The organism is Streptomyces sparsogenes subsp. cuspidosporus (assembly GCF_039532705.1).
GTDB lineage: Bacteria > Actinomycetota > Actinomycetes > Streptomycetales > Streptomycetaceae > Streptomyces > Streptomyces sparsogenes.
The window spans coordinates 14783-36119 of record NZ_BAAASD010000052.1; the positions used below are offsets into that span (position 1 = coordinate 14783).

Here is a 21337-nt window from a genome sequence, read left to right on the forward strand (position 1 = left end):
GTGCGCCGGGGCGTCAGTTCGAGGAGGTGGCGGCGGCTCTGCGGTGGCGCCACTCGCCGACGGTGGAGATCAGGCGGGGGGTGAGGACGGACGCCACCAGCAGCAGCCCGGTGACGATCACCTGGACCTCGTTGGCCACGTCGTTGAGGGTCAGCAGGTTCTTCAGGACGCCGATGAGCAGCACTCCGGCGACCGCGCCGAAGAGGGTGCCCCTTCCGCCGTCGAAGTCGATGCCGCCGAGCAGGACGGAGGCGATGACCAGCATCTCGAAGCCCTGGCCGTTGTCGGCGCGGGCGCTGCCGTAGCGCAGGGTGAACACCACGCCCGCGAAGGCGGACACCAGCCCGGTGACGACGAACAGGGCGAGCTTGATACGCCCCACGCGGATGCCGGCGTAGTACGCGGCGTCCTCCTGGGCGCCGATGGCGAACAGCGACCGGCCCAGGCCCGTCGCGTGCAGCACCACCGCGGCGACGACGGCCAGCACGATGAACAGCGCCACGGGGTAGGTGATGAAGGTGCCGGGGACGGTGGTGGTGTCCACCGCCCACTTGGCGTAGTTCTCGGGGAAGTCGGTGATGGCGTTGGAACCGAGCACCACGGACGCGAGACCGCGGTAGAGGGCGAGGGTGCCGATGGTGACGGCCAGCGAGGGCAGTCCGACCTTGGTGACCAGCCAGCCGTTGAGCAGGCCGCCGGCCACGCCGACCAGCAGCACCACGGGCACGATCGTCTCGAAGGCCCAGCCGGAGTCCCACAGCTGCCCGGTGAGGGCGCTGCTCAGCCCCAGCATCGAGGCCACCGACAGATCCACCTGCCCGGCGACCACCAGCAGCGTCATGGGCAGCGCCATCAGCGCCACCTCGGCGATGTCGTTGAAGGCGAAGGCCAGGTTGTCGCGGCTCGCGAAGCCGTCGGTGGTGCCGAGGCCCGTGACGAAGACCGCCACCAGCAGCACGCCCACCGCGGTGTCCCAGCGCAGCCCCGTGCGCAGCAGCCTCATCGGGCGCTCCTCTTCCTCAGCGCGCGGGTCATGCGCACATTGACGATCCGGTCCACGCTGATCGCGGCCAGCAGCAGGGCGCCGGCGATGGCGTCCTCCCAGAAGGAGTCGACCTTCAGTACGGACAGGCTGCTGCCGATGGTGGTGAGCAGCAGGGCGCCCAGCGCCGCGCCCCACACCGTGCCGGTGCCGCCGACGATGGCGACGCCGCCGACCACGACCGCGCTGACCACGGTCAGCTCCCAGCCGTGCGCGTTGTCCGCGACGACGGTGCCGAAGCGGGCCAGCCACAGCGAGCCCGCGAAGCCGGCGACGGCGCCGGAGAAGACGTACGCGCCCAGCACCCGGCGGCGGATCGGCACCCCGGCCAGCCGGGCGGCCTCCGGGCTGGAGCCGATGGCGTACAGCTCCCGGCCGCTGCGGTAGGTGCGCAGGAAGTACGCGGTCGCGGCGAGCACGGCGAAGGAGATCAGCGGCAGATACGGGATGCCCAGCACGCTGCCGCTGCCGAGGTCCAGCACGGACTGCGGCACATCGGCGGCGTTGATCTGCTCGCCCTCGGCCCACCAGTAGTCGACGCCCTGGATGATGTAGAGCATCCCGAGGGTCACCACCAGCGCGGGCACCTTCCCGAAGCTGACGAGCGAGCCGCTGACCAGGCCGCAGGCCGCGCCGACCGCGATCCCCAGCAGGGCCACCAGCAGCGGGCCGTGGTCCGTGCCGGACGCGAACTTCCCGCAGGCGAAGGCGGAGAGCCCGACCACGGAGCCGACCGACAGGTCGATGTTGCGGGTGACCACGACCACGGACTGCCCGACGGCGAGCAGCACCAGGATCGCGGCGTTGAGCAGCAGGTCCTTGACGCCCTGGCCGTTGAGGAAGCGGGGCTCGGCGATCCAGGTGAAGAGCACCAGGAGCACCAGGGCGCCGGCGATGCTGATCTCGCGGGCGCGGAAAACGGTGTCGACCAGGGAGCGCGCCGAGCGGCCCGCCTCGGCCGGGGCCGTGGGCTTGTCGATGGTGGCCGTCATGCCGCGGCCCTCCCCTCGCCGGTACGGCCGGTCGCGGCGGCCATGACGGACTCCTCGGTGGCCTCGGCGCGCGGGAGCTCCGCGGCCAGCCGGCCCTCGTGCATCACCAGGACCCGGTCGGCCATGCCCAGCACCTCGGGCAGGTCGGAGGAGATCATCAGCACCGCGAGCCCCTCGGCGGCCAGGGACGAGAGCAGCCGGTGCACCTCGGCCTTGGTGCCGACGTCGATGCCGCGCGTCGGTTCGTCGACGATGAGCACCGCCGGGTCGGTGGCCAGCCACTTGGCGAGCACCACCTTCTGCTGGTTGCCGCCCGACAGCACACCGACCTGATCGCTCAGCCTGCCGTACTTGAGCTGCAGCCTGACGGCCCAGTCGGCGGCCCGGCCCCGCTCCAGGGCCCGCTTGACGAGCCCCTTGCCGCTGATCCGGTCAAGGCCGGTGAGCCCGATGTTCCGTTCGATGGACATCTCCATGACCAGCCCGCGCTGCCGCCGGTCCTCGGGTACGAGCGCGAGCCCGGCGGCCATCGCGGCGCTGGGCGAGCCGGGCCGCAGCGGCTTCCCGCCCACCCGCACCTCGCCGGCGTCCGCCCGGTCCACGCCGAACACGGCCTGGGCCACCTCGGTGCGCCCCGCGCCGACCAGCCCGGCCAGCGCGACGATCTCGCCGCGGCGCACGTCGAAGGACACATCCCGGAACACGCCCTCGCGGGTCAGCCGCCGCACGGACAGCGCCGTCTCGCCGACCCGGGTGTCCTGCTTGGGGTACAGCTCGTCCAGGTCCCGGCCCACCATGCGGCGCACCAGGTCGTCCTCGGTGAGGCCCGCCAGCGGCTCGGAGGCCACCCAGCGGCCGTCCCGCAGGGTGGTCACGCGCTGGCAGAGCCGGAAGATCTCCTCCAGCCGGTGCGAGATGAACAGCACCGCCGCGCCCTCGGCGCGCAGCGCCTCCACGACCGAGAACAGCCGGGCCGTCTCGCTGCCGGTGAGGGCGGCGGTCGGCTCGTCCATGATCAGCACCCGGGCGTCGAAGGAGAGGGCCTTGGCGATCTCCACGATCTGCTGGTCGGCGATGGACAGCCCGCGGGCGGGCCGGTCGGGGTCCAGGGCCACGCCGAGCCGCCCCATCAGCGCGGCCGTCGCGGCGCGCACCGCCTTGTGGTCGATCCGGCCGAGCCGCCGCCGGGGCTGGCGGCCCATGAAGATGTTCTCGGCGATCGACAGGTCGGGGAAGAGCGTGGGCTCCTGGTAGATGACGGCGATGCCCGCGTCGCGGGCGTCGGCGGGGCCGTGGAAGACCACCGGCGCGCCGTCGAGCAGCACCTGCCCGGAGTCGGGGCGGTGCACCCCGGCGAGCGTCTTGATGAGCGTGGACTTGCCGGCGCCGTTCTCGCCGGCGAGGGCGTGCGCCTCGCCGGGGAACAGCTCGAGGGAGACGTCCCGCAGGGCCCGGACGGCGCCGAAGGATTTGTTCACCCCCTCGAGGGCGAGGACCGGAACTCCGGTCGGAACAGCCTGACTCACGGTGTGGGGTCTCCTTGCTTCTGTGCAAGAGCGGCCTTCAGGCCGAGGAAAATGAAATGTTTCAAAGTCGGATTCCGGGAAGCTAGCCCGGCGATTTGCCACCGTCAAGGGGGTATGCACCGGGTACACCAAGTCGTTGTGGCCCCTCTTGACGCACCAGGACCGGTAGCCTTACGGTCCAGGCGCTTTGGGTTGAATCGTTTTTCGCGATCGAGGAGCACCGGCCGGAAGCCGCACCGCTTCTTGACGCGTGACCATCCACACGGTTAGCGTCGGTTGAATCGTTTCATAGCTGCTCGTTTCATAGGTGCCTCCGAGGAGACGTATGTCTGACCTTTCGGCCGTGAAGGCGGCCCTCAAGACCCAGGCCGTCGAGACGCCGTCGTGGGCGTACGGCAACTCCGGAACCCGCTTCAAGGTGTTCACCCAGCCCGGGGTCCCGCGCACCCCGCAGGAGAAGCTCGACGACGCCGCCCAGGTGCACGCCTTCACCGGCGTGGCCCCGACCGTCGCCCTGCACATCCCCTGGGACAAGGTGGACGACTACGCGGCGCTCGCCAAGTACGCCGAGGAGCGCGGGCTGAAACTCGGCGCGATCAACTCCAACGTGTTCCAGGACGACGACTACAAACTGGGCTCGGTCACCAACCCCGATCCCGAGATCCGCGGCAAGGCCCTCGCGCACCTTCTCGAATGCGTCGACATCATGGACGCGACCGGCTCCCGCGACCTCAAGCTCTGGTTCTCCGACGGCACCAACTACCCCGGCCAGGACGACATCGCCGCCCGCCAGGAGCGGCTCGCCGAGGCCCTGCAGGCCGTCTACGAGCGGCTCGGCGACGACCAGCGGATGCTGCTGGAGTACAAGTTCTTCGAGCCCGCCTTCTACACCACCGACGTCCCGGACTGGGGCACGGCCTACGCCCACTGCCTCAAGCTCGGCCCCAAGGCCCAGGTCTGCGTGGACACCGGCCACCACGCGCCCGGCACGAACATCGAGTTCATCGTCGCGCTGCTGCTGCGGGAGGGGAGGCTCGGCGCGTTCGACTTCAACTCCCGCTTCTACGCCGACGACGACCTCATGGTCGGCGCGGCGGACCCCTTCCAGCTCTTCCGGATCATGTACGAGGTGGTCCGCGGCGGCGGCCTGGACTCGGGCGTCGCGTTCATGCTGGACCAGTGCCACAACATCGAGCCGAAGATCCCGGCGATCATCCGCTCGGTCATGAACGTCCAGGAGGCGACGGCGAAGGCGCTCCTGGTGGACCGTGACGCGCTGGCCGCCGCGCAGGCCTCGGGCGATGTCCTCGGCGCCAACGCGGTCCTCATGGACGCGTACAACACCGACGTACGGCCGCTCCTCGCCGAGGTCCGGGAGGAGTTGGAGATCGACCCCGACCCGATGGCGGCGTACCGGGCCTCCGGGTGGGCGGAGAAGATCGTGGCCGAGCGAGTGGGCGGCACGCAGGCGGGCTGGGGCGCGTAGCGCCTCCGGCGGGGTGCCGCGCCTTTGCCGCCGCTCCGCCGCGCGGCGCGGGCCTGGCCCCGGCCCCCGCCCGGCGCGGGGCTCCGCCCCGGCGGCCCCGGGAACGGGTGTCCGCGAACACCGGCCGACTTCACCACCACACACAGAGGGAAGAACATGACCGCAGAACCGCACCCCGAAGCGGCCGCCCTGCTCCAGCGCTCGCACCGCCTCGGAGCCGATCCCCGGAACACCAACTACGCGGGCGGGAACACCTCCGCCAAGGGGACCGCGACCGACCCGGTCACCGGGCAGGACGTCGAGCTGATGTGGGTCAAGGGCTCCGGGGGCGACCTGGGGACCCTGACCGAGGCGGGTCTCGCCGCGCTGCGGCTGGACCGCTTGCGGGCGCTGACCGAGGTCTACCCGGGGGTGGAGCGCGAGGACGAGATGGTCGCCGCGTTCGACTTCTGCCTGCACGGCAAGGGCGGCGCCGCGCCGTCCATCGACACCGCCATGCACGGCCTGGTCGACGCCGCCCATGTCGACCACCTGCACCCCGACTCCGGCATCGCGCTCGCGTGCGCCGCCGACGGCGAGGCGCTCACCAAGGAGTGTTTCGGCAACCAGGTCGTGTGGGTCCCGTGGCGCCGCCCCGGGTTCCAGCTCGGCCTGGACATCGCCGCCATCAAGAAGGCCAACCCCGAGGCGATCGGCTGCGTCCTCGGCGGCCACGGCATCACCGCCTGGGGCGACACCTCCGAGGCGTGCGAGGCCAACTCCCTGCGCATCATCCGCACGGCCGAGCGGTTCCTCTCCGAGCGCGGCAAGGCGGACCCCTTCGGCCCGGTCCTCCCGGGCTACGAGCCGCTCCCCGAGGCCGAACGCCGGGCCCGCGCCGCCGCCCTGGCCCCCGTCCTGCGGGGGCTCGCCTCCACGGACCGCCCGCAGGTGGGCCACTACAACGACTCCGGCGCCGTCCTCGACTTCGTCTCCCGCGCCGAACACCCGCGCCTGGCGGCGCTCGGCACCTCCTGCCCGGACCACTTCCTGCGCACCAAGGTCCGCCCGCTGGTCCTCGACCTCCCGCCCACGGCGCCCCTCGACGAGGCGATCGGCCGGCTCAGGGAGCTGCACACCGAATACCGCGCGGACTACCGGGCGTACTACGAGCGGCACGCCACCCCCGACTCCCCCGCGATGCGCGGCGCCGACCCGGCGATCGTGCTCGTCCCGGGCGTGGGGATGTTCAGCTACGGCAAGGACAAGCAGACGGCCCGGGTGGCGGGCGAGTTCTACGTCAACGCGATCAATGTGATGCGCGGCGCCGAGGCCGTGTCCAGGTACTCCCCCATCGAGGAGTCGGAGAAGTTCCGCATCGAGTACTGGGCGCTGGAGGAGGCCAAGCTCCAGCGGATGCCGAAGCCCAAGCCGCTGGCGAGCCGCGTCGCGCTGGTCACGGGCGCCGGTTCGGGCATCGGCAGGGCGATCGCGCACCGTCTGGTGGCCGAGGGCGCCTGCGTCGTGGTGGCGGACATCAACGCGGAGAACGCCGAGGCGGTGGCCGCCGACCTGGGCGGCCCGGACAAGGCCACCGCCGTCACCGTGGACATCACCTCGGAAGACGAGATCAAAGCGGCCTTCCAAGAGGCCCTGTTGGCCTTCGGCGGCGTGGACCTCCTGGTCAACAACGCGGGGATCTCCATCTCCAAACCCCTCCTCGAAACCACCGCCAAGGACTGGGACCTCCAGCACGACATCATGGCGCGCGGCAGCTTCCTGGCCTCCCGCGAGGCGGCCCGCATCATGATCGACCAGAACATGGGCGGCGACGTGGTCTACATCGCCTCCAAGAACTCGGTGTTCGCGGGCCCGAACAACATCGCGTACTCCGCCACCAAGGCCGACCAGGCCCACCAGGTGCGCCTCCTCGCCGCCGAGTTGGGCGGTCACGGCATCCGGGTCAACGGTGTGAACCCCGACGGGGTCGTCCGGGGCTCGGGGATCTTCGCGGGCGGCTGGGGCGCGCAGCGGGCGGCCACCTACGGCGTCCCCGAAGAGGAACTGGGCAAGTTCTACGCCCAGCGCACGCTCCTGAAGCGGGAGGTGCTGCCGGAGCACGTGGCGAACGCGGTCTTCGCGCTGACCGGCGGCGACCTGACGCACACCACCGGTCTGCATGTGCCGGTCGACGCGGGGGTCGCGGCGGCCTTCCTGCGCTGACCCGCACATGAGGGGGCGGGGTGCGGGGGTGGCGCCCCGCCCCCGCACCCCGCCCCCGCCCTGGCTCCGGCGCCCTGCCCCCGCTCCCGCCCCCGCCCTGGCCCCCGCCCCGCGCACAGCAACCACACCACGAGGTCCCACCGTGCCCCCAACACCGTCACCCCAGTGCTTCGCCGCCGTAGACCTGGGCGCGTCGAGCGGCCGCGTCATGGTCGGCACGGTCGCCCCCGGCACCCTCGAACTCCAGGAGGTGCACCGCTTCCCCAACCGCCCGGTCCGCGTGGCCGGCACCCTGCACTGGGACATCCTCGCCCTCTACCAGGGCGTCCTGGACGGCCTGCGCACCGCGGCGGAAGCCGTGCGGGCCAAGGGCAACCGCCTCGCCGGCATCGGCATCGACACCTGGGCCGTGGACTACGGCCTCCTGGGCGAAGACGGCACACTGCTCGGCAACCCGGTCCACTATCGCGACAGCCGCACCGACGGCACCGCGGAGAAGGTCGCGGCCGTCCTCGCGCCCCGGGACCTGTACGCGGCCACCGGCCTCCAGCACCTCCCGTTCAACACGATCTACCAACTCACCGCCGCCCAGGACAGCCCGGCCCTGGGCGCCGCCCGGCGCCTCCTGCTCATCCCGGACCTGGTCTCGTACTGGCTGACGGGCGAGGCCGGTACCGAGCTGACCAACGCCTCCACCACCCAGCTGATCGACCCGCGCACCCGCACCTGGTCCCGCACGGTCGCCGACGCGCTCGGCATCGACCTGTCGCTGTTCCCGCCCCTGCGCCACCCCGGCGACCCGGCGGGCACACTGTGCGAAGAATCGATGGCCGCGACCGGGATCGAGGAGCCCGTGCCCGTCACCGCCGTGGGCTCCCACGACACCGCCTCGGCCGTCGTCGGCGTCCCCGCCACCTCGCCCGACTTCGCGTACATCGCCACCGGCACCTGGTCCCTGGCCGGTCTCGAGCTCGACTCCCCGGTCCTCACCGAGGCGAGCCGCCGGGCCAACTTCACCAACGAGCTGGGCGTGGACGGCACGGTCCGCTATCTGCGCAACATCATGGGCCTGTGGATGCTCCAGGAGTGCCTGCGCACCTGGGAGGCCCAAGGCCGGCCCCAGGACCTGCGGACACTTCTGGACGAGGCGGCCCGGTGCGCCCCCCTCCGCTCGGTGGTGGACGCCGGGGCGCCGGAGTTCATCGCCCCGGACCGGATGCCCGACCGCATCGCGGAGGCCTGCCGCCGCGCCGGCCGGCCGGTCCCCCGCACGCCCGCCGAGACCACCCGCTGCGTGCTGGACTCCCTCGCCCTCGCGCACCGGCGCGCGATCGAGGACGCCCAGCGCCTCTCCGGCCGTACGGTCCGCACCGTGCACATCGTCGGGGGCGGCGCGCACAACGAGCTGCTGTGCCGGCTGACCGCCGACGCCTGCGGGCTGCCGGTGCTCGCGGGCCCGGCGGAGGCCACGGCGCTCGGCAACGTCCTGGTCCAGGCCCGGACCGCGGGCGTGCTCACCGGTGGCCTCACCGACCTGCGGGAGCTGCTTCACAGCACCCAGCCGCTGAGGCAGTATGAGCCGTCGGGTGATCAAGCAGCGTGGTCCCGGGCGGCCGCCCTCGTGGAGGGCGGGCGCGCCGAGGGCCAGGAGGAGGAACCGTGCGCGTAGCGCTCTTCATCACCTGCGTCAACGACACGCTGTATCCCCGCACCGGCCGGGCCGTCGTCACCCTGCTGGAGCGGCTGGGCGTCGAGGTCGGTTTCCCGCCGGAGCAGAGCTGCTGCGGCCAGCCGCACTTCAACACCGGCTACCGCCATGAGACGGAGCCCCTGGTCCGCCGCTACGCCGCCGCGTTCCAGGACTACGACTACGTGGTCACCCCCTCGGGCTCGTGCGCCGCCATGGTGCGCGACAACTACCCGAGGATCGGCGCGAGGGCCGCCGCCGAGGGCCGGGGCCAGCAGCTCACCGAGCTCGCCGCCGCGGCGGTCCCCAAGACCTACGAGCTGACCGAGTTCCTCACCGATGTGCTCAAGGTGACCGATGTGGGCGCGTACTACCCGCACACCGTGACCTACCACCCCACCTGCCACGGGCTGCGGATGCTGCGCCTGGGCGACCGGCCGCGCAGGCTGCTGGCGGCCGTCAAGGGGCTCGAGCTGCTGGAGCTGCCGGGCGCTGAGGAGTGCTGTGGCTTCGGCGGCACGTTCGCCGTGAAGAACGCCGCCGTCTCGGCCGCGATGGGCGCCGACAAGGCGCGCAACATCACCGCGACCGGGGCCGAGACGGTGTGCACGGTCGACAACTCGTGCCAGATGCACATCGGCGGGACACTCGCCCGCCAGGGCTCGACCGTCCGCCCGGTCCACATCGCCGAGATCCTGGCGAGCACGGAAGGAGACGTCTGGTGACCGGCACCTATCTGGGCATGCCCGCGTTCCCCGAGGCGGCCGCCGTCTCGACGAAGAACACCCGGCTGCGCGCCAATCTGCGCCACGCCACCCACACGATCCGCGCCAAGCGCGCCGCGGCGGTCGCCGAGCTGGCGGACTGGGAGCGGCTGCGCGCCGCGGGCGCGGCGATCAAGGACCGTACGCTGCGCCACCTGGACCACTACCTGGAGCGGCTGGAGAGCGCCGTGACGGCGGCGGGCGGCCAGGTGCACTGGGCGGCGGACGCGGAGGACGCCAACCGGATCGTCACCGAGCTGGTCCGGGCCACCGGCGAGCGCGAGGTGGTCAAGGTCAAGTCGATGGCCACGCAGGAGATCGGCCTGAACGACGCGCTCGCCGAGGCGGGCATCCGCGCGTACGAGACCGATCTGGCCGAGCTGATCGTGCAGCTCGGCGACGACCTGCCGTCGCACATCCTGGTGCCCGCGATCCACCGCAACCGCACCGAGATCCGCGACATCTTCACGCACCGGATGGCCCGCTGGGGCCGCCCCGCCCCGGAGGGGCTGACGGACGCCCCGGCCGACCTGGCGGAGGCGGCCCGGCTGCATCTGCGCGAGAAGTTCCTGAACGCCAAGGTGGGCATCTCGGGCGCCAACTTCATGGTGGCCGAGACCGGCACGCTGGTGGTCGTGGAGTCGGAGGGCAACGGCCGGATGTGCCTGACCCTCCCCGAGACGCTGATCTCCGTGGTGGGCATCGAGAAGGTGGTGCCGACGTGGCGGGACCTGGAGGTGTTCCTCCAGCTCCTCCCCCGCTCCTCGACGGCGGAGCGGATGAACCCGTACACCTCCACCTGGACCGGCACCACCGACGGCGACGGCCCGCGCGTCTTCCACCTGGTCCTGCTCGACAACGGGCGGACCGACACCCTCGCGGACACCGTGGGGCGCCAGGCGCTGCGCTGCATCCGCTGCTCGGCGTGTCTCAATGTGTGCCCGGTGTACGAGCGGGCGGGCGGCCATGCGTACGGGTCGGCATACCCGGGGCCGATCGGGGCGATCCTCACCCCGCAGCTGCGCGGCACGCAGAGCGAGCTGGACGCCTCGCTGCCGTACGCCTCGTCGCTGTGCGGGGCGTGCTACGAGGTGTGTCCGGTCGCGATCGACATCCCGGAGGTCCTGGTCCATCTGCGCGAGCGGGTGGTCGAGGGCGGCCCGGCGTCGGTGCGCGGGACCCGGGCCGTGATCAAGCCCGCCAAGGGGCACGCGGCGGAGCGCGCCGTGATGCGGGCGGCGCGCTGGGCCCTGGACCACCCGGGGGTGCTGCGCGCCGGGCAGCGGCTCGCCTCCCGGACCCGCCGCTTCCATCCGCGCCGGCTGCCGGGGCCGGGGCGGGCGTGGACGGACACCCGGGACCTGCCGGCCGTGCCCGCCGAGCCGTTCCGGGACTGGTGGCAGAGAACACACGGCGACGGGAACCGGAGCGAGGGGAAGAACACGACGTGAGCAGCCGAGACCTGGTGCTGGCCCGCGTCCGCCGCGCGCTGGCGGACGTGCCCCGCACCGAGCGCCCCTCCGACGCCCCCGTGGACCGCGACTACCTGCGGGCCCACGGGGACCGGACCACCGAGCAGACCGTGGATCTGCTCGCGGAGAACCTCGCGGACTACCGGGCGATCGTCCACCGCACGGACGCGGCCGGGCTGCCGGCCCTGATCGCCCGGCTGTTGGCGGGGCGCGGCGCGACGAGCGTGGTCGTGCCGCCGGGGCTGCCCGCCGAGTGGCTGTCGGCCACGGACCCGGCGGAGGTGGCGCGGATCCCGGACACCCCGGAGCTGACCCCGCACGACCTGGACGCGGTCTCCAGCGTTGTCACGGGCTGCGCGGTGGCCACGGCCGAGACGGGGACCGTCGTACTGGACGCGGGGCCGGACCAGGGGCGCCGGCGCATCACGTTGGTGCCCGACCACCACATCTGTGTCATCAAGGTCCCCGAGCAGGTGGTGGACTCCGTGCCGCAGGCCCTGGAACGGCTGGCCCCGGAGCGCCCGCTGACCTGGATCTCCGGCCCGTCGGCGACCAGCGACATCGAACTGGACCGGGTGGAGGGCGTACACGGCCCGCGAACGCTGGAAGTCGTGCTGGTGGAGGGGTGACGGACGTGCTGGTGGAGGGGTGACGGCGGCCGTCCAGGGCCGTGCCCCGGATGCGTTCTTGCTCACATACCAGCGGTAACAGCGCACTTGAACGGTTTGCACCGGTGCCGATGTCAGTGGCTGCCCGTACTCTTATTCCCATGCGTCCGACTCCTACTCACCCCGAAACCGCTTTACTCACCATCTCCACCGACCAGGCGAACGAGGCCATCCGCGTGTTCTTGCGCGCGCGGGCCGGCCGGGCGCTGCGCCCGCAGGAGCGGGCCGAATACGGTCGGCTGCTGAAGGTCTACACCAGGGCGCTGCGGGGAGAGGTCGAGCAGGCGGCGTGAGCCGTCGCAGCGCGCCCGGAGGGCGTGTCGTGGGTCACGCGGTGCGCTTGTGGCCTGAAGCACCCCCTTGTGATGGAGTGTCACCGTCCATAGGTTGTGGACTCGTTGTGCGCCCTGCCGCTTGACGCGGGGGTGGAGCGGCAGGGCGCCAACCTCATCTCGGGGATCATCGGGGGATCTTGGGGGGCGGACCACGCCATGCGCACAGTGGGAAGAGCCGTGCTCGGAGTCACGGCCGTCGCGGTCGTGGGTGTCGCGGGCCTCGGCGCGTACAACCTGTACACCGGGCTCACCGGCGGCGACCGGGGGCCGGGGCACGACGGCCCGGTCAGCGCGTCCGAAGTGCGGGAGACCGCACGGGACTTCCTCGCCGCCTGGGCGGAAAAGAACGACGTGAGGGCCTCGCAACTCACCAACGACGCCGCGTCGGCCGTGGCCGCGCTGAGCGGCTACCGCCACGACGGCCATGTGGCGAAGCTGACGCTCAAGGCGGGCCGGGCGCAGGGGACCCGGGTGCCGTTCGACGTCACGGCCGACATCTCCTACGAGGGCACCCGCGCCAGCTGGAGCTACGCCTCCGAGCTGTCGGTGGTGCGGGGCAGGACGACGGGCAGACCGCTGGTCGACTGGACGCCCTCCGTGCTGCACCCCGAGCTGAGCGCCGACCGCCCGGCGCTGCGGACGGGCCTCGCCGCCCCGCCGTCGGTCCGGGTGGTGGACCGCGACGGCAAGGAGCTGACGAAGGAGCGCTATCCCTCGCTCGGCCCGGTGCTGGCCGAACTCCGCAAGCGGTACGCCGCCGCCTCGGGCACCGGGGGCCGGATCGAGGTGTGGGCGGCCGGGGTGGACGACACGCCCGCGAAGACCCTGCACGTGGTGGCCAAGGGCAGGCCGGGCACCGTGCACACCACGCTCGACGCGCGGGTGCAGAGCCGCGCCGAGGAGGCGGTCGCGCGGCGCTCGGGGGCCTCGGTGGTGGCGCTCAAGCCCAGCACGGGCGAGGTACTGGCCGTGGCCAACTCCGACCGGACGGAGTTCAATCCGGCCTTCCAGGGGGCCACCGCGCCCGGCTCCACGTTCAAGATCATCACCGCGGCGGCGCTGCTGGAGTCCGGCAAGGTGACCCCCGGCCGTCCGGTGCCCTGCCCCAAAACGATCTCGTACCAGCAGGGCATGACCTTCCACAACGTCGAGGACAGCGAGAACCCGGCCGCCACGTTCGCGCAGGACTTCGCGGCCTCCTGCAACACCGCCTTCGTGTCGCTGGCCGGCGATCTGTCCGACAGCGCCGTCGCCGACGAGGCGCGGGCGGTGTTCGGGATCGGGCTCACCTGGCACGTGGGGGTGGAGACCTTCGACGGCTCGGTGCCCACGGGTGGCGGGGACGACAAGGCCGCCGCGCTGATCGGGCAGGGCAGGGTGCAGATGAACCCGCTCACCGTGGCCTCGGTGGCGGCCACCGCCCAGACCGGCACCTTCCGGCAGCCCGTCATCGTGCCCCGGTCCCTGATCCGGGGGGAGCAGGCGAAGACGGAGCGCGGGCTGAGCCCGTCGGCCGTCCGGCAGTTGAGGAGCATGATGCGGCTCACCGCCACCAGCGGCACGGCGGCGCGCGCGATGTCCGGGCTCAGCGGGGACATCGGCGCGAAGACGGGCTCGGCGGAGATCGACGGACAGCAGACCACGAACGCCTGGTTCACGGCCTACCGGAACGACATCGCGGCGGCCGCCGTGGTCGTCGGGGGCGGCCACGGCGGCGACACGGCGGGGCCGGTCGTCAGGGACGTGCTCACGGCCCACGGCTAGGGTCTTTCGTTTGGATCAGGCCGGGCACGCACCCGGGCGCCCGGCCGGAGTGGCGCTTCGTGCGAGGGTTGCGCGAAGGAGTTGCCCAAGGGGGGCGCGCACTCTAGGGTGGCGCGGCGTCATACGGGCCGCATCACCGAGCACGGAGGACCCGGCGTGAAACGCACGTCCCGCGACATCCGCACCGCGAACCGCTACGACGTGTTGCGCCACATCATCGCCGAATCCCCCGTCTCCCGGCAGCAGCTGGCCGCCGCGACCGGGCTGAGCCTGGCCACCGTCGCCACCCTGGTGGGCGAGCTGCTGGACTTCGGCATGCTGGTGGAGGGCGGCTACGAGGACTCCGACGGCGGCCGGCCGCGTGGACTGGTCGCCGTCAACCCCACCGGCGGCGCGCTGATCGGCGTGGACGTGGCCGAGACATACATCCACGTCGAGCTGTTCGACCTGGCGCTGACCGTGCTGGCCCGCGCCGACGAAGAGCTGCGCCCCGGCGAGCGGGACGCGGCGCGGGTGGTGGCGCGCATCGCCGCCGGCGTGGCCGATGTGGTGGCGCGGTCGGCCGTGGCGCCGGAGCGGGTACTGGGCGTCGGGGTCAGCATGCCCGGACAGGTGGACCGGGAGGGCGGGGTGTCCGTCTACGCCGCCAACTGGAACTGGCACGACGTTCCGCTGCTGGGCCTGCTGGCCGAACACCTCCCCCACCCGCTCCACCTCGACAACCCGCTGCGCGCCACCACCGTCGCCGAGCAGTGGTTCGGCGCGGCGCGCGGACGCGACGACGCGATCGTGGTCAACCTGGGGACGGGGGTGGGGGCGGGGCTCGCACTGGGCGGCACGCTGCACCGGGGGGCGACCAACAGCGCCGGCGAGTGGGGGCACACCACCCTCGTGCTGGACGGGCGGCCGTGTCACTGCGGCAACCAGGGCTGTGTGGAGACGTATGTCGGCGCCCCGGGCATCATGCGGAACCTCCGGGAGCTGAGCCCCGACAGCCCCCTGCTGCACCCGGACGACCAGACCGCCACCATCGAGGCGCTCGGCCGGGCGCTGGCCGACGGCGATCCGGTGGCCGTGCGGGTGGTCCGCGAGACCGCCCGCTATCTCGGCGCGGCCCTGGCCGACCTGGTCAATCTGCTCAACCCGGAGGTGATCGTGCTCAGCAGCTGGGTGGCGACCGCGCTGGGCGAGCCGCTGGTGGCGGAGGTGCGGGAGGCGGTGGCGCGGCGCGCGCTGCGCCGCCCCTTCGCGAGCGTCGAGATCGTGCTGTGCCCGATCCCGTCCAACCCGGTGAGCCTGGGGGCCGCGACGTTCGCCCTGGAGGGCTCGCTGGCGGCCATGAGAGCGAAGCAGCACCGGGGCTAGCGAGCGGACCTGCGAGGAGCCCGGCGAGCGGACCTGGCGAGCGGCGCCGGCGAGCGGGCCTGGCGAGGGCGTCCCGGCAAGCCGCCACGGCAAACGCTTGCCACGGACTTCGCGCCGACTTCGTCCAACCCCTTGAAAAAGTCTCTCGCCGCTCGTTAACGTCCCGTGCTGGCGGCCCGGGCCCAAGCGCCCGGGCCGACGCGCGCCCGGGCCGCTCCGGCCCGGGCCGGCCCGATCGTCGTCCCCCTCCATCGCCGACCGAGGAGACCGATGAGCACCACCACCCCCGACACCCCACTCCCCTACTACGAGGACGTGTCCCCGGGAAGCGGTGGGCTGCCGCCCCGCGCCTGGACCGCCGGGTCCGACGCCGCGCGGCTGAGCCTGGGCGGCGACTGGGCCTTCCGGCTGTCGCCGACCGCCACCGCCGAGGACGAGTCGTTCGCCCGCCCCGACTACGACACCACCGGCTGGGACACGGTCGCCGTGCCGGGCCACTGGGTGCTCCAGGGCCACGGCGCCCCCATCTACACCAATGTGCTGTACCCGTTCCCGGTGGACCCGCCCCGGGTGCCCACCGAGAACCCGACCGGCGACCACCGCCGCGTCTTCGACCTGCCCGGGGACTGGCCCGCCGACGGGGACGCCGTGCTGCGCTTCGAGGGCGTGGAGTCCTGCGCCCGGGTCTGGCTCAACGGGCAGGAGCTGGGCGTCTTCAAGGGCAGCCGGCTGCCGCACGAGTTCGCGGTGGGCGAGCTGCTGCGGCCGCGCGGCAATGTGCTGGCCGTACGCGTGCACCAGTGGTCCTCCGGCAGCTACCTGGAGGACCAGGACCAGTGGTGGCTGCCGGGGATCTTCCGCGAGGTGACCCTGTCGCACCGGCCCGCGGACGCGGTCGGCGACTTCTTCGTGCACGCCTCGTACGACCACGCCTCGGGCGAGGGCACCCTGCGGGTCGACGCCGAGCCGGGCGGCCGGGTCACCGTGCCCGAGCTGGGCCTCGACCTGGCCACCGGGGAGAGCGCCACCGTGGCCGTCGAGCCGTGGACGGCCGAGACCCCGCGCCTGTACGAGGCCACGCTCGCCACCGGCGGCGAACGGGTGCCGCTGCGGGTGGGCTTCCGTACGGTCGTCGTCGAGGACGGCGTGATCAAGGTCAACGGGAAGCGGGTGCTGTTCCGGGGGGTCAACCGGCACGAGTTCCACCCCGAGGCCGGGCGCGCGCTCGACCTGGAGACCATGCGCGAGGACCTGGTCCTGATGAAGCGCCACAACATCAACGCCGTACGCACCAGCCACTACCCGCCGCACCCCGCCTTCCTCGACCTCTGCGACGAGCTGGGCCTGTGGGTGATCGACGAGTGCGACCTGGAGACCCACGGCTTCGTGGACCTCGGCTGGCGCGGCAACCCGGTCGACGACGACCGCTGGACCCCGGCGCTGGTGGACCGGGCCCGCCGGATGGTCGAGCGCGACAAGAACCACGCCTCGGTGGTGATGTGGTCGCTGGGCAACGAGTGCGGCACCGGCCGGGGGCTGACCGCAATGGCGGAGTGGATCCGCGAGCGCGACCCCTCCCGCGTGATCCACTACGAGGGCGACATGTCCTGCGCCGACACGGACGTCTACTCGCGGATGTACGCCCCGCACGAGGAGGTCGAGCAGATCGGCCGGCGCGCCGAGGCCCCCTCGGCGGACGCCGAACTGGACGCGGGGCGCCGCGCGCTCCCCTTCATCCTGTGCGAGTACGCGCACGCCATGGGCAACGGGCCGGGCGGACTGAGCGAGTACCAGCGGCTGTTCGAGGCGCACGAGCGCTGCCAGGGCGGCTTCGTGTGGGAGTGGATCGACCACGGCATCGCGAAGCGCACCCCCGGGGGCGAGCTGTTCTACGGCTACGGCGGGGACTTCGGCGAGGAGCTGCACGACGGCAACTTCGTCTGCGACGGCCTGCTCTTCCCCGACCGCACCCCGTCCCCGGGGCTGGTCGAGTACAAGAAGGTCATCGAGCCGGTCCGGATCGAGGGCGACGGCGCGGCGGGCACGGTCCGCGTCACCAACACCCACGACTTCGCCGGCCTGTCCCATCTCGCCTTCTCCTGGGTGTACGAGGCCGAGGGCGTGGAGGTGGACGGGGGCGAGCTGGCGGTCCCTCCGCTGGGTCCGGGCGAGTTCGCCGAGGTCAAGCTGGCCGGCCGGCCCGCGACGGACGCCACCGGCGAGGCGCTGTGGACCGTACGGGCGCGGCTCGCGGCCGACACCGCGTGGGCCCCGGCGGGCCACGAGGTGGCGTGGGGTCAGTTCCCGGCCGCGCCCGCCACGCAGGCCACCGCCGCCACGCAGGCCCCGGCCGCAGCGCAGGCCCCGGCCGCCACGGGAGCCGCCGCCGTCGCGCCGCGCCGCGAGGGCGACACGATCGTGCTGGGCCCGGGGGTCTTCGACCCGGCGAGCGGCGCGCTGGTCTCCCTCGGGGGGCTCGAGGTCACCGGCCCCCGGCTCGACGTCTGGCGCGCGCCCACCGACAACGACAACGGCGCGTCCTGGCAGCCCGACGAGCGCTACGGCCTGATCTGGCGCGCGCTCGGCCTGCACCGCCTGCGGCACCGCGTCGACGCGGTGGAGACGGCGGACGACGCCCTGACCGTCCGCACCCGGGTCGCCCCGGCGGCCACCGATGTCGGCCTGGTGGCCGTCTACCGCTGGACCGCCGACGCCGCCGACGAGGACCGGCTGCGGCTGGCCGTCTCCGTCACCCCCCACGGCGAGTGGACCTGCCCGCTGCCGCGCCTGGGCGTGCGGCTCGGGGTCCCCGCGGCGCTGGGCCGGGCCGAGTGGTTCGGCGGCGGCCCCGGCGAGGCGTACCCCGACACCCGGGCCGCCTCCCGGATCGGCCGGTGGGCGCTGACGGTCGACGCCCTGCAGACGCCGTACGTCCGGCCGCAGGAGAACGGGGCCCGGGCGGACGTCCGGTGGGCGCGGCTGACCGGTGAGGACGGGACCGGGATCGCGGTGGAGGGGGCGCCGCCGTTCTGGTTCACGGCGCGCCGGTGGACCACGGAGCAGCTGGACGCGGCCGAGCACACCCCGGACCTGTCCGCCTCGGCGGACACGGTGTGGGTGAACCTCGACCACGGGCAGCAGGGCATCGGCAGCCAGTCGTGCGGCCCCGGGGTGCTGCCGTCGTACCGCCTGGACGCGGCGCCCGCCGAGTTCTCGTTCACGTTCTCGCGGATCTGAGTGGCGGAGGGCGCGCGGGTCATGGCCCGCGCGCCCTTCGTGGTGTCGTCCCGCTTACGCCGCCCTGCGCCGCAGCGCCTCGAGCGCCTTGTCGGCGTGCACGCTCATCCGGAACTCGCTCTTGACGACCTCCAGCACCCGGCGGTCGGTGTCGATCACGAAGGTGACCCGCTTGGTGGGGACGGCCGCGATGCCGCGCTTGACGCCGAACCGCTCCCGTACGGTCCCCTCCGGGTCGGACAGCAGCGGATAGCCGAAGGAGTGGGTACGGGCGAACTCCGCCTGCTTGTCGACCGAGTCGGCGCTGACGCCGACCGGCTGGGCCCCCAGCGCCGTGAACTCCCCCGCGATGTCCCGGAAGTGGCAGGCCTCCTTCGTGCAGCCGGGTGTGAAGGCCGCGGGATAGAAGAACAGCACCACCGGGCCGTTCTCGAGCAGTCCGCTCAGCGTGCGGGCGGCGCCGTTCTCGTCCGGCAGTTCGAAGTCCTCGACGACATCACCGATATCCATGGAGCGAGGCTACTCGGCGGCCCCGGCTCACTCGCCCGGGGTCGCCGCACCGTCCAGCGCGGCCCGCAGCGCCGCGACGCGCCGCTGGTCGGTGCGGACCCGGTGCAGGTCGAAGTGGCGCAGCGGGGGGCGGCGTTCGGCGGTGAGGGAGGCGCGCAGCGGGGCCGCGGCGGACGCGGGGAGGCTGCCGCCGCCGAGGTCGCGCAGCAGGTCGAGGGCCGGCTCGGGCCGGCCGAGGGAGTCGACGGCCACGAGCAGCGCCTCGGCCAGCTCCTCGCGGTCGATCAGCCCCTCGGGCCCCACGGCTCCGGGGATCGCCGTCAGGGCGCGCGCGGCGGGCAGGAAAGTGGCCGGGGACTCCAGCAGCGGCGCGATCCGCTCGGCCAGGGGGGCGGCGGAGGCGCCCAGCCGGCCGGCCAGGCGGGCGGCCGAGGCCCGGGTCCGCGCGTCCCGGCTCTCCAGCCCCCGGGAGAGGACCGGGATCAGCTCGTCCGTCGCCGATTCACCGGCGATCGCCCGGACGGCGGAGGCGGCGGCCAGGCAGTCGCCCAGGTCCCAGCCGACGCGTTCCCCCTCCTCGGGCTCCAGCAGTTCGCGCAGGCGGGGCAGCAGCGGCTCCCCGGCCGGGCCGAGCCGCCCGGCGCGGCCCACCGCGGCGCGTCGGCTGTAGAGGATGTCGTCGAGACCGGGGCGGAGCGCCTCGATGAGCTGCCCGGTGTCGCCGGTGAGCCGGTGCAGGGCCTCGGCGGTGGGCATGCGGTCGTGGACGGAGGCGCCCTCGGCGGCCTCGCGCAGCCGGTCCGCCGCCTCGGCGGCGGCCTCGGTGCCGGCCGCGACGGCGGCCACCGCGCCCGGGGCGTGCTGCCGCTCCTTGGCCAGCAGGGAGTACAGCTCGGGGAGGGCGGGGGCCGCCCGCGGTCCCCAGGAGGCCAGCAGGGTGCACAGGTGCCGGGGCGCGCTGTAGTTCCGGCGGTCCGGATGGCGGATCAGGTCGCGGGCGGCGTCGAGGAGTCGCGGGTCGAAGGGCAGCGACGGCTCGTCGCGGGGGCTCCAGGGCGAGATGCCGACGGCGGCTTCCAGGGCCTCCTTGCGGCGCGGCAGATCGCGGGCGAGCAGCGGCACGGCCCTGGGGTCGCCGAGGTCGACGAGCGCCGCGAGGGCGTTGTCGGCCACTTCCTCGGCGTCCTCGGCGTCGAACGTGTCCTCCGCCGCGGCGACCCGCTCGCCCGAGGCATGGATCAGCAGCGCGTCGGCGGCGGGCCGGCCCTCGTCCCCGAGGCGCCGCAGCTGGCCGACGGCCTGTCCGGCCACGACCAGGTCCTGGTGCGTCACCAGGGACGCGAGGCGCGGGGCCAGCAGCGCCGGGGCGGCGCGGAACTCGGCGCACAGCGGCTCGATGGCGCCCATCGCCCGGCGGCCGCGCAGGCCGTCGCCGGGGCCCTCGGCGGCCAGGACGGTGTCCAGCAGGCGTACGGCCACCGGGAGTTCCCCGCGGTCGGCGAGCAGCTGGAGCAGGAGCTCGAAGGACTCGTCGTCGGGGTCGGTGTCCTTCCAGTCGCCGGAGTCCATGTCGAACCACTGCTCGACCGGCTCGATCTCACTGCCCCGCAGCGCCCAGGCGGTGGCGGCGGCCTCCAGCTCGTCCGTCCAGGGGGCTCCGTCGCGCACAAGGTTGAGGACGGCCACGAGCCGGATCTCGGGGTCCCGGCCGGGGCCGAGTTCGCCCGCGCTGATCTCAGCCGCGACGTCCGGGTCGGCGATCCGGCAGGCCGACAGCAGGGCGGAGCGCAGCGCGGGGTCGGGCTCCGCCGTCCAGCGGGCCCGTATCGCCTCGGCGGTCTCGGGGGACCTGCCGGACAGCAGGAGGATGCGGATCAGCCGGCGCCTGACGTCCTCGTCGTCGTGCGCGAGGAGGGGCAGCAGCAGCGGCACCTGCGCGGCGACGGCGGCGGTGAGTTCGGCCTGGTCGCCCCGGGGCTGGTCCTCGCCGTGGGCGACGCTGTGCAGCAGTTCCAGCAGCGTCTCCTGGTAGATCCCGGCCGCGCAGGCCCGGGCCAGGTACGGGACGACCTGCACGGTCGCGCGGTAGGCGGGGACCCGGGCGCGCAGCGCCCCCCAGAAGGAGCCGAGCGCCTCCTCGCGGACGACTTCCTTCTCCGCCGTGACCAGGGCGCGCAGCGTGCCGGCCGGGTCGGCGGCGGTGCCGCGGGAGAAGCCGATGGTGGGCCAGGTCTCCTCGTCCAGGCCGGCGAGGATCGTTTCCGGGTCGTACTGAGCCGTCATGCGG

General features: G+C 73.5%; 14 protein-coding genes. 9 read left to right on the plus strand and 5 right to left on the minus strand.

Annotated elements, in window-relative coordinates:
* Window positions 1-13: 13 nt before the first annotated feature.
* Genes ABFY07_RS37230 through ABFY07_RS37240 form a run of 3 tightly spaced genes read right to left on the minus strand, consistent with a single transcriptional unit; the run spans window position 14 to window position 3560 of the window.
* Window positions 14-1003: an ABC transporter permease gene (locus ABFY07_RS37230; protein WP_346178724.1), complete on the minus strand. Its 990-nt coding sequence runs from the start codon at window positions 1001-1003 to the stop codon at window positions 14-16.
* Entirely contained in the window at window positions 1000-2034 is a 1035-nt protein-coding gene (locus tag ABFY07_RS37235; RefSeq protein ID WP_346178725.1) for an ABC transporter permease, read from the minus strand. The genes ABFY07_RS37230 and ABFY07_RS37235 overlap by 4 nt, the downstream gene beginning before the upstream one ends.
* Entirely contained in the window at window positions 2031-3560 is a 1530-nt protein-coding gene (locus ABFY07_RS37240) for a sugar ABC transporter ATP-binding protein (RefSeq protein ID WP_346178726.1), read from the minus strand. The genes ABFY07_RS37235 and ABFY07_RS37240 overlap by 4 nt, the downstream gene beginning before the upstream one ends.
* A 325-nt stretch (window positions 3561-3885) precedes the next feature.
* Between ABFY07_RS37240 and rhaI the strand changes: the two genes are divergently transcribed.
* The 9 genes from rhaI (at window position 3886) to ABFY07_RS37285 (ending at window position 18540) form a co-directional block, all read left to right on the plus strand.
* Entirely contained in the window at window positions 3886-5046 is a 1161-nt protein-coding gene (gene rhaI / locus ABFY07_RS37245; protein ID WP_346178727.1) for an L-rhamnose isomerase, read from the plus strand.
* A 156-nt stretch (window positions 5047-5202) separates the two neighbouring features.
* A complete protein-coding gene (locus ABFY07_RS37250) occupies window positions 5203-7248 on the plus strand; it encodes a bifunctional aldolase/short-chain dehydrogenase (protein WP_346178728.1) in 2046 nt (681 codons plus the stop codon).
* Window positions 7249-7390: 142 nt separating this feature from the next.
* The gene (locus ABFY07_RS37255) at window positions 7391-8917 is read left to right on the plus strand and encodes a rhamnulokinase (RefSeq protein WP_346178729.1); all 1527 of its coding nucleotides are present in this window, start codon (window positions 7391-7393) and stop codon (window positions 8915-8917) included.
* Window positions 8908-9660: a (Fe-S)-binding protein gene (locus ABFY07_RS37260; RefSeq protein WP_346178730.1), complete on the plus strand. Its 753-nt coding sequence runs from the start codon at window positions 8908-8910 to the stop codon at window positions 9658-9660. The genes ABFY07_RS37255 and ABFY07_RS37260 overlap by 10 nt, the downstream gene beginning before the upstream one ends.
* Window positions 9657-11150, plus strand: coding sequence for a lactate utilization protein B (locus tag ABFY07_RS37265; protein ID WP_346178731.1), 1494 nt, complete (start codon window positions 9657-9659; stop codon window positions 11148-11150). Before ABFY07_RS37260 ends, ABFY07_RS37265 begins: the two co-directional genes overlap by 4 nt.
* Entirely contained in the window at window positions 11147-11800 is a 654-nt protein-coding gene (locus tag ABFY07_RS37270) for a LutC/YkgG family protein (protein WP_346178732.1), read from the plus strand. The genes ABFY07_RS37265 and ABFY07_RS37270 overlap by 4 nt, the downstream gene beginning before the upstream one ends.
* Window positions 11801-12330: 530 nt before the next feature.
* The gene (locus ABFY07_RS37275) at window positions 12331-13938 is read left to right on the plus strand and encodes a penicillin-binding transpeptidase domain-containing protein (protein ID WP_346178733.1); all 1608 of its coding nucleotides are present in this window, start codon (window positions 12331-12333) and stop codon (window positions 13936-13938) included.
* Between the two features lie 156 nt (window positions 13939-14094).
* Window positions 14095-15303 carry an ROK family transcriptional regulator gene (locus ABFY07_RS37280; protein WP_346178734.1) on the plus strand — a complete coding sequence of 403 codons (1209 nt, stop codon included), beginning with the start codon at window positions 14095-14097 and terminating at the stop codon, window positions 15301-15303.
* A gap of 270 nt (window positions 15304-15573) precedes the next feature.
* Entirely contained in the window at window positions 15574-18540 is a 2967-nt protein-coding gene (locus ABFY07_RS37285) for a glycoside hydrolase family 2 TIM barrel-domain containing protein (protein ID WP_346178735.1), read from the plus strand.
* Between the two features lie 54 nt (window positions 18541-18594).
* Here ABFY07_RS37285 and ABFY07_RS37290 read toward each other — a convergent pair whose 3' ends face one another.
* Together ABFY07_RS37290 and ABFY07_RS37295 are read right to left on the minus strand one after the other, a co-directional pair.
* Window positions 18595-19050, minus strand: coding sequence for a peroxiredoxin (locus tag ABFY07_RS37290; protein WP_065966341.1), 456 nt, complete (start codon window positions 19048-19050; stop codon window positions 18595-18597).
* Between the two features lie 27 nt (window positions 19051-19077).
* On the minus strand, window positions 19078-21333 hold the full coding sequence (locus tag ABFY07_RS37295; protein ID WP_346178736.1) for a hypothetical protein: 2256 nt from the start codon (window positions 21331-21333) through the stop codon (window positions 19078-19080).
* Window positions 21334-21337 lie beyond the last annotated feature (4 nt).

Coding starts and splice junctions, on each gene's coding strand:
- ABFY07_RS37230 (WP_346178724.1), bottom strand. CDS start 1,003: ATGAGGCTGCTGCGCACGGGGCTGCGCTGGGACACCGCGGTGGGCGTG.
- ABFY07_RS37235 (WP_346178725.1), bottom strand. CDS start 2,034: ATGACGGCCACCATCGACAAGCCCACGGCCCCGGCCGAGGCGGGCCGC.
- rhaI (WP_346178727.1), top strand. CDS start 3,886: ATGTCTGACCTTTCGGCCGTGAAGGCGGCCCTCAAGACCCAGGCCGTC.
- ABFY07_RS37250 (WP_346178728.1), top strand. CDS start 5,203: ATGACCGCAGAACCGCACCCCGAAGCGGCCGCCCTGCTCCAGCGCTCG.
- ABFY07_RS37275 (WP_346178733.1), top strand. CDS start 12,331: ATGCGCACAGTGGGAAGAGCCGTGCTCGGAGTCACGGCCGTCGCGGTC.
- ABFY07_RS37285 (WP_346178735.1), top strand. CDS start 15,574: ATGAGCACCACCACCCCCGACACCCCACTCCCCTACTACGAGGACGTG.
- ABFY07_RS37290 (WP_065966341.1), bottom strand. CDS start 19,050: ATGGATATCGGTGATGTCGTCGAGGACTTCGAACTGCCGGACGAGAAC.
- ABFY07_RS37295 (WP_346178736.1), bottom strand. CDS start 21,333: ATGACGGCTCAGTACGACCCGGAAACGATCCTCGCCGGCCTGGACGAG.